The organism is Burkholderia seminalis DSM 23518 (assembly GCF_902832885.1).
Lineage (GTDB): Bacteria > Pseudomonadota > Gammaproteobacteria > Burkholderiales > Burkholderiaceae > Burkholderia > Burkholderia seminalis.
On the sequence record NZ_CADFDK010000020.1, the window covers coordinates 82,337 to 90,724 of the forward strand.

The following is an 8,388-nucleotide window of genomic DNA, read 5'->3' on the forward strand; positions in this document are numbered from 1 at the left end:
TCACGTCCCGTAACGAGGCTGCCCGCCCGACTCCGTTGACACGCGGAGCCGGGAAGCGCTAGGATCATACATTATTCATCACGTGATGATTTATCCATGACAACCCCTACACGCATCGTCATCGTCGGCGGCGGGATCGCCGGGCTGCAGCTTGCGACCCGCCTGGGCGAGCGTCTCGGCCGGTCCGGGCGGGCGCAGGTCACCGTCGTCGACCGCAGTCCGACGCACATCTGGAAGCCGATGCTGCACACGATCGCGGCCGGCACGCGCGACGTCCAGCAGCAGCAGGTGATCTTCCTCGCCCATGCCCGCGACCACGGCTACACGTACCAGCCCGGCGAACTGAAGGGGCTCGATCGTGCGCGCCGCCGCGTGCAGCTTGGCGAGATCCGCTCTCAGGACGGCGCGGTGGTGATCGAGGCGCGTGAACTCGAATACGACGTGCTGATCCTCGCGCTCGGCAGCCAGGCCAACGATTTCGGCGTGCCGGGCGTGCGCGAGCACTGCTACTTCATCGACAGCCAGCAGCAGGCCGAGACCTTCAACGAAGCGTTGCGGATGCGCGTGTTCCGCAGCATCGCGCGCGACGAACCGTTTCGCGTCGCGATCGTCGGCGCGGGCGCGACGGGCGTCGAACTCGCGGCGGAGCTGAGCCGCCTGCTGGAGGTCGCGCAGGCCTATGGCGACGAGACCGTGCGCGAGCGGCTGCAGCTCACGCTGCTCGAAAGCGGCCCGCGCATCCTGAACGCGTTTCCGCCGCGGATTTCCGCGTCCGCGCAGCGGCGGCTCGAACAGATCGGTTTTCACGTGCTGACGTCGACGCGCGTCACGTCGGCCGATGCGAACGGATTCCACTACGGCGACGGTTCGTTCGCCGAAGCGGACCTGATGGTCTGGGCAGCCGGCGTGAAGGCGCCGGATTTCATGCAGGCGCTCGGCGGGCTCGACACGAACCGCGCGAACCAGGTCGTCGTCGGCCCGACGCTGCAGGCCACGGGCGACGAACGCGTGTTCGCGATCGGCGATTGCGCGAGCCTGTTGCCCGACGGCCACGAGCGGCCGCTGCCGCCCACCGCGCAGGTCGCGACGCAGCAGGCCGAACATCTCGCGAAGCACCTGCCCGCGTGGCTCGACGGCACGCCGATGCCGCCGTTCGCGTTCCACGATTTCGGCGCGCTCGTATCGATCAGCGACTACGACGCGTTCGGCACGCTCGGGCAGTTCGGGTTCTTTCGCGGCGGCTTCATCCAGGGGCGTTTCGCGCAGTTCAGCCACCTGATGCTCTACCGGCGGCACCAGCAGGCGCTGCACGGTTTCTCCAAGGCGACCCTGCTGTGGATCGCCGAACGGATCAACGGCTGGGTGCAGCCGCGCATCCGCCTGTCGTGATGCCGCGCGTGGCGGCACCACGTAACGTTTCGAGGGACATGACATGAACAACCCTGCAGCGCCCTGGCTCATGACCGTCGCCGCGATCGGCAGTTTCGACATGCCGTCCGTCTCGTGGGGCGGCCCGCGGCGGCGCACCGTCACGCGCGACCGGTTGCCGTCGTGGGACGCCTCGAGCAAGCCGGCCATCAGCGTGCTCGAGCGGCCCACGGCCGACACCGTGATGATTTCGTGGCGCGACGCGTGCACCGGGCATTACGGCTACCAGAAATGGCGGCTGTTCACGACGCGCAAGCGCGGCGTATGCGCGCTGTCGGGGCGCGCGATCGAAATCGGCGACAGCGTCTACGCGCCGCAACTGCTCGGCTCGACGCCGGGCAACGCCGCCGCGATGGTGCTCGCGGCGTGCATCGACACGGTGGAAGCCGTGTGACGTGCGGGCCGCCCGTGTTTGCCCGCATCGTCGCAACAGCGCACGGGAATATTTCGAATGCCGATGCAATGATGCTGCCAGGCACGCTTGCCTGAACGACGCGCTTGCATCCCGGGCACGATTCACTAGTATCTGAACACGCATCCGCGCCCGGCTCGACGCTCCTGGAGTGTGCTCCATGCCCAACGTGCATTTCGCCCTTCCCCGCCTGTCCGATGCCCGCCACGACCCGAGACGCTTCGACGCGGGCGACGGCGCATGGTTGAAACGCATGGGCCTGCAGACCAGCGACGACGAAGCCGCCAAATGCATACTGCAGATCGGCGGCCCGTCGTTCGCGGCACTGACCTGGCCCAACCTGCCCGAACGCGCGGTGCAGCTGGCAGCCGACTTCGTCACGCTGATGGGCCTTCTCGAAGATACCTGCGGGCTGGTCGCGAAAAGTCCGCAGCGTGTCCGCGATTTCCTCGCGCCTTACTTTGCGTTGACCTGGGATCCGGACGACCGGTCCGTCGCGCGCGACACGCCGCTGATTCGCGCCTTTCTCGACATCTGGCATCGCGCATCGCACGACATGTCGGAACACTGGCGCCGCCGCACGCAGGAACACTGGCGCCAGTTCTTCAACGGCTGGCTCAGGGAAGCGGACTGGCATGCCGCCGGCCGGTACCCGAGCCTGTATACCTTCTGGGAACCCCGTCGCGAATCGGTCGGCGCCCGCGTGCTGCTCGATCACCTGGAGGCGACCTGCGGATACGAAATCGCTCCGCGCACGATTGCCCATCCGGCGGTACGCCAACTGGGCGATCTCAGTCTCGACACCGTGTTTCTCGTCAACGACGTCTTCTCGTACGAGCGCGAAAAGCACCTGGGGGAAGTCCACAACTTCGTGATGGTGCTGGAGCGGGAGCGCGGGTGGCCGCTCGATCGCGCCATCGACGAATGCCGGCGCCTGGTGGACGATGCCTATCGGGAATTCACGCGTCAGCAGCGCGCGTTACGGCAAAGCGACGTGCTGCCGGCCGCCGCCGGCGAACAGGAATGGCGGCAGCTCGAGCACTACGTCGGAATGTGGCACGACCTGATGCGCGGAAACTACGACTGGCACATCTTCATGTACGAAGACGGCGGACGCTATATCCGGGACGACCTGGCCAACACGTCGTATCTCGAGCACGTTCCCGTCGGGGCGGGTACGGCAGCCCGCCCCTGAAGCGGGGAAACCTCCCCCGATCGCGGCCCGACGGCGGCCGTCGGGCCGTCCAAGGCCGGTCAGGAACCGATCGCCGAGCCGGCCGGCGTGCGCGGATCGCCGTTCTGCCGCTCGAGTTCGGCATCGAGATGCGCGGCATGCGCCAGTGCTTCGGACTCCGACATCAGCTCGCCCTCCCACTTCGCGACCACCGCGCTGGCAATCGAATTGCCGACCGCGTTCGTGGCCGAGCGCCCCATGTCGAGGAACGTGTCGACGCCAAGAATCAGCAGCAGCCCGGCTTCCGGGATGTTGAACTGGTGCAGCGTCGCGGCGATCACGACGAGCGACGCGCGCGGCACGCCGGCCATCCCTTTCGACGTCAGCATCAGGACCAGCAGCATCGTGACCTGCGTGCCGAGCGACAGGTGGATGTTGTAGGCCTGCGCGATGAACAGCGACGCGAACGTGCAGTACATCATCGAGCCGTCGAGGTTGAACGAATACCCCATCGGCATCACGAAGCTCGAGATCTTGCGGCGCACGCCGAACCGGTCGAGCGCATCGAGGATCTTCGGGTACGCGGCTTCCGAGCTCGCGGTCGCGAACGACAGCATGAACGCTTCCTTGATCAGCACCAGCAGCCTGAACACCCGGCGGCCGAGGAACAGCAGCCCGGCGGCGACGAGCGTCGTCCACAGCAGCATGAGGCTCATGTAGAAGTCGCCCATGAACACCGCGAACTTCAGCAGGATCGACAGCCCGTTGACCGCGACGGTCGACGCCATCGCGGCCATCACCGCGAGCGGCGCGAGCTTCATCACGTAGCCGGTGATCTTCAGCATCACGTGCGCGAGCTGGTCGATCGCGGCGACGAGAATCTTGCCATGCTCGCCGAGCGCCGACAGCGCGACGCCGAAGAACATCGAGAACACGACGATCTGCAGGATCTCGTTGTTCGCCATCGCCTCGGCGATCGATTTCGGCACCATGTGGCCGACGAAATCCTTCAGCGTGAACTTGGAGGTCGCGAGGTGCGCGGACGCGCCGATATCCGGCAGCGGCAGCCCGAGGTTCTCGCCGGGCCGCAGCAGGTTCGCCATCAGCAGGCCCAGCAGCAGCGAGACCAGCGACGCGGTGACGAACCAGCCGAACGCCTTCACGAACACGCGCCCGACCGACGACGCGTCGCCCATGTGCGCGATGCCGACGACGAGGGTCGAGAACACCAGCGGGCCGATCACCATCTTGATCAGCCGCAGGAACACGTCGGACACGAGCGAGATGTAGCCGGCGATTTCCGCGGCCGACTGCTTGTCCGGAAGCTGCGTGTAGATCAGGTAGCCGATGAAGATGCCGGCCGCCATCGCGAGCAGGATCCAGCCTGCCGCTGACATTCGTTTGTTCATGACGGAGTCCGTGCACGGTAAAGGGGTTGACGGATAAAACCGCGCGCGAGCCGTGCCGTGCCGCGGGGCGCGCGTGGCAAGCCGGTCGGGCTTGCGAGTGTCCGCGAACGGACCTGCCGCCGCCGCGACGGCATTCGCGGGAAAGCGAACACCGGCGGCGGCAGTTCAGCGGGATGCGACCGGCTCAGTAGCCGATCGCCGAACCGGCCGGACGGCGCGGATCGTTGTAGCCGTAGATGAAACCGGGCCGCACGTTGCCGGACACCGACGAATCGTTCCCGGAACTCTGGCGGCTCGCCGCTTCGGTGCCCGGCAGGCCGACCAGGATCAGCTCGGCGGCCCCCCCAGGGCGTCTGCTCGACCATCTTGTAGCCCATGTTGCGCAGGATCGCGAGCGTATCGGGCGACAGGCCGTAGGTTTCGTAATAGACCTCGTCCGGCAGCCACTGGTGATGGATGCGCGGCGCGGCGACCGCGTCCTGCGGCGTCATCCCGTAGTCGATCACGTTCAGCACGGTCTGCAGCGTGATCGTGATGATGCGCGAGCCGCCCGGCGACCCGACCACCATGAACACCTTGCCGTCCTTCTTGACGATGGTCGGCGCCATCGACGACAGCGGACGCTTGCCCGGCGCGATCGAGTTGCGCGTGCCCTGCACGAGGCCGAACAGGTTCTGCGCGCCGACCTTCACCGTGAAGTCGTCCATCTCGTCGTTCAGGAAGAAGCCCGTGCCCGGCGCGATGACCACGGCGCCGAAACGGCCGTTGACCGTATAGGTCGTCGACACCGCGTTGCCGTCGTGGTCGACGATCGAGTAATGCGTCGTTTCCGGCTTCTCGTGCACGCCGACACCGGGCTGCACGTCGACCGACGGCGTGGCCGTGTCGGCATGGATGCTCTTGCGGATCTGCGCCGCGTATTCCTTGCTCGTCAGCTTCGCGACCGGGTTGTCGATGAAGTTCGGATCGCCGAGCAGCGTGTTGCGGTCTTCGTATGCATGGCGCATCGCTTCGGTCATGTAATGGACCGCAGCGGCCGAGTGGTAGCCGAGCTTGCGCAGGTCATACCCTTCGAGGATGTTCAGCGTCTCGCACATCGTCACGCCGCCCGAGCTCGGCGGCGGCGCCGACACGAACTCGTAGCCGCGATACGTGCACGTCAGCGGCGCCATGTCCTGCGCGCGGTAGGACGCGAAGTCGGCGGCCGTGATCACGCCGCCGCCGCGCCTGGCGGCCGCTTCGACGATCTTCGGAATCTCGCCGTGATAGAACGCGTCGGGCCCCTGCTCCGCGATGCGCTCGAGCGTGCGGGCCAGGTCCTTCTGCACCAGGCGGTCGCCCGGCTGCAGCGGCGTGCCGTCCGGGCGCAGGAAGATGCGCGCGGCTTCCGGGTCCTTCCTGAAGCGTTCGACCGTCGTATCGAGAATGTCCGTATCGCCGCGCGTCAGCACGAAGCCGTCGCGCGCGAGCCGGATCGCCGGCGCCATCACCTGCTTGCGCGTGAGTTTCCCGTACTTGCGCTGCGCGAGATCGAGGCCGGCCACCGTGCCCGGCACGCCGACCGCGCGATAACCGTACAGGCTCTGCTCCGGAATGACGTTGCCCGCCGCATCGAGATACATGTTCGCGGACGCCGCGGCCGGCGCGGTCTCGCGGAAATTGATGAAGCGGTCGCGGCCGTCGGCCAGGTGGAGCGTCATGAAACCGCCGCCGCCGATGTTGCCGCAGCACGAATTCGTCACGGCCTGCGCATAACCGACCGCCACCGCCGCGTCCACCGCGTTGCCGCCCGCCTTCAGGATGTCGACGCCGATCTGCGACGCGAAGTGCTGCGACGACACGACCATGCCGTTCTTCGCTTCGACCGCCGGGTCCGATGCGGCGAACGCGCACACGCTCACGGCCGACAACAGGGTGAGTACTACGAGCCGCCTCATGACGGAATCCTCCAGACAAATAAGCCGGACCGGGCCGGCATGCGTCGCTCGACAACCATGTAATAAACGATACATTTCAGCGAGGCGCGATCATAGCACTCGTTTTTTTGGGCCAAAACCTAGGGTTATCACTGAATCCAAGGCGGTGATTCGTCAAGAAAAATCCCTTCACATGTTTATTTCATTACACTCATGCACGCGCCATCGGAACAGGCGAGACGTCCCTCCCATATCGGGACGGTCGCGGCCCGCCGTCCGTCGATCGGCTAACATGCGCGGAGTCGCCTGCAGACCCAGGTCTGCCGTTTGTCATTCAGATAAGAGAGCCGGAGTGCCCGATGGGGACGAGCATCAGGGCGTTGCTGCTATCCCAGATGGATAGCTTCACGCCGTCGGAACAGAAAGTCGCGCAGGCGTTGCTGGATCGCTATCCCAGTCTCGGGCTGGGGCCCATCGCGCAGTTCGCGAAGCAGGCGGAAGTCAGCGACCCGACCGTATTCCGCTTCGTCGTCCGGATCGGTTTTCCGAACTACTCGTCGTTCCAGCAGGCGCTGCACGACGAGATCGACACCGCCATGAATTCGCCGCTCGCGCGGATGGACGCGTTCCACTCGGAAACGGGCATGCGCGACAGTCATGCGGCGATTTTCGAGCGGCTGTCCGGGTCGCTCGCGGCCACGATCGACAAGCTCGACGCGGCGGCATTCGACGCCGCGGTAGCGGTGCTGGCCGATCCGGGCGTGCGCGTCTTCTGCGGCGGCGGGCGCTATACGGCGCCGCTCGCGTCGCTGTTTTCGTTCACGCTGGCCTACGCGCGGCCGCATGTCCACCATGTCGAGCCGAACGTGAATCTCGCGTCGGCCGCACTGGTCGACATGGGGCGCGACGACGTGCTCGTGATCTTCGATTTCCGCCGTTACCAGAAGGACAGCATCCGCTTCGCGCAGGCCGCGCACCGGCTCGGCACGCGCATCCTGCTGATCACCGACGAATGGCGCTCGCCGATCGGCGAATTCGCGGAAATCGTGCTGCGCATCCAGGGGCGCCCGTTCGCGATGCTGCAGACCAACGTGCCGGCGCTGGCGCTCGCCGAAGCGCTGGTGATCGGCGTGACGAACCGGCTGCCGGAACTCGCGCGGCAGCGGATGGAGAAGATCGAGCGGCTCAGTACCGGGGGGATCGAGCAGGATACGAATCAGCGGGATTTGCCCGAATGACGATCGCTCGCCATCCGGGCCCGGCCCTCAGCTCTCGACATCCTCGAGACTGAACACCTCCGTCTTGTCGTTGTACGAAAAGACTTCGCCGTAACGGCCCCAGTCGATCACCGCATCGAGCGTTTCCTCGGCTGCTTCGTCCGACAGGAAATCCTCCAGTTCCTGCTCGAAGCGCACGCGCGGCGCGCGATGGCCCGGGCGCTCGTTCAGCACCTTCTTGATCCGTGCCGCCAGCGGCACGTGCTTCAGCAGGTGATCGGCAAACATCAGCTTGCGCTCCTGCGTGCCGAATTCCGCGAACACGCGTGCGGGCGGCGTCAGGAACACGTCGCCTTCGCGCACGTCCGCGAAACCGAGGTGCTGCAGCACTTCGGCGATCGGGAACAGTTCGTCGACTTCCAGATGCAGCGTACGCGCGATTTCCGGCATGTCCGCGCGGCCGTGGTACGGCGCCATCGCGAGCGTCTCGATCAGGCCGGCCATCAGGTTGGTCGACACGCGCGGCATCCAGCTGCCGAGTTCGAGCCCCTTCTTCGTCGCCTCGCCGGTCTGGCGCGCCGTCATCTTCGCGTAGATGTCGTCGACCAGCTTGCGGAAATCGGTATCGAGCCGGTTGCGCGGATGCTTGAACGGCACCTTGATCTCGGCGATCACGCGGCCCGGGTTCGACGACAGCACGAGGATCCGGTCGCACATGAACACGGCCTCCTCGATGTTGTGCGTGACGATCAGCACCGACTTGATCGGCATGCGGCCCTGCGTCCACAGATCGAGCAGGTCGGTACGCAGCGTTTCGGCCGTCAGCACGTCG

Annotated in this window: 6 protein-coding genes and 1 pseudogene; 4 read left to right on the plus strand and 3 right to left on the minus strand. The window is 66.2% G+C overall.

Annotated features, from left to right (window positions below):
• The first annotated feature begins 96 nt into the window (after nucleotides 1-96).
• The 3 genes from HWX00_RS34045 (at nucleotide 97) to HWX00_RS34055 (ending at nucleotide 3,035) form a co-directional block, all read left to right on the plus strand.
• The gene (locus HWX00_RS34045) at nucleotides 97-1,389 is read left to right on the plus strand and encodes an NAD(P)/FAD-dependent oxidoreductase (protein ID WP_034189939.1); all 1,293 of its coding nucleotides are present in this window, start codon (nucleotides 97-99) and stop codon (nucleotides 1,387-1,389) included.
• Nucleotides 1,390-1,432: 43 nt separating this feature from the next.
• Nucleotides 1,433-1,822 carry a DUF3331 domain-containing protein gene (locus tag HWX00_RS34050; protein WP_034189940.1) on the plus strand — a complete coding sequence of 130 codons (390 nt, stop codon included), beginning with the start codon at nucleotides 1,433-1,435 and terminating at the stop codon, nucleotides 1,820-1,822.
• A 178-nt stretch (nucleotides 1,823-2,000) separates the two neighbouring features.
• Nucleotides 2,001-3,035, plus strand: a complete 1,035-nt coding sequence (locus HWX00_RS34055) for a terpene synthase family protein (protein ID WP_049036571.1) — start codon at nucleotides 2,001-2,003, stop codon at nucleotides 3,033-3,035.
• A 59-nt stretch (nucleotides 3,036-3,094) separates the two neighbouring features.
• On the opposite strand, the gene HWX00_RS34060 is transcribed toward HWX00_RS34055, so the two are convergent.
• Together HWX00_RS34060 and ggt are read right to left on the minus strand one after the other, a co-directional pair.
• Nucleotides 3,095-4,423, minus strand: coding sequence for a dicarboxylate/amino acid:cation symporter (locus HWX00_RS34060; protein WP_034189942.1), 1,329 nt, complete (start codon nucleotides 4,421-4,423; stop codon nucleotides 3,095-3,097).
• A 184-nt stretch (nucleotides 4,424-4,607) separates the two neighbouring features.
• A pseudogene (gene ggt, locus HWX00_RS34065) lies at nucleotides 4,608-6,360 on the minus strand (gamma-glutamyltransferase).
• Between the two features lie 338 nt (nucleotides 6,361-6,698).
• On the opposite strand from ggt, the gene HWX00_RS34070 reads away from it, so the two are divergent.
• Nucleotides 6,699-7,577 (plus strand): MurR/RpiR family transcriptional regulator, encoded by an 879-nt coding sequence (locus tag HWX00_RS34070; protein WP_034189944.1) that lies wholly within the window; start codon nucleotides 6,699-6,701, stop codon nucleotides 7,575-7,577.
• 27 nt (nucleotides 7,578-7,604) lie between these two features.
• Here HWX00_RS34070 and HWX00_RS34075 read toward each other — a convergent pair.
• The coding region (locus tag HWX00_RS34075; RefSeq protein WP_175868181.1) for an ABC transporter ATP-binding protein at nucleotides 7,605-8,388 on the minus strand (784 nt) is incomplete at its 5' end.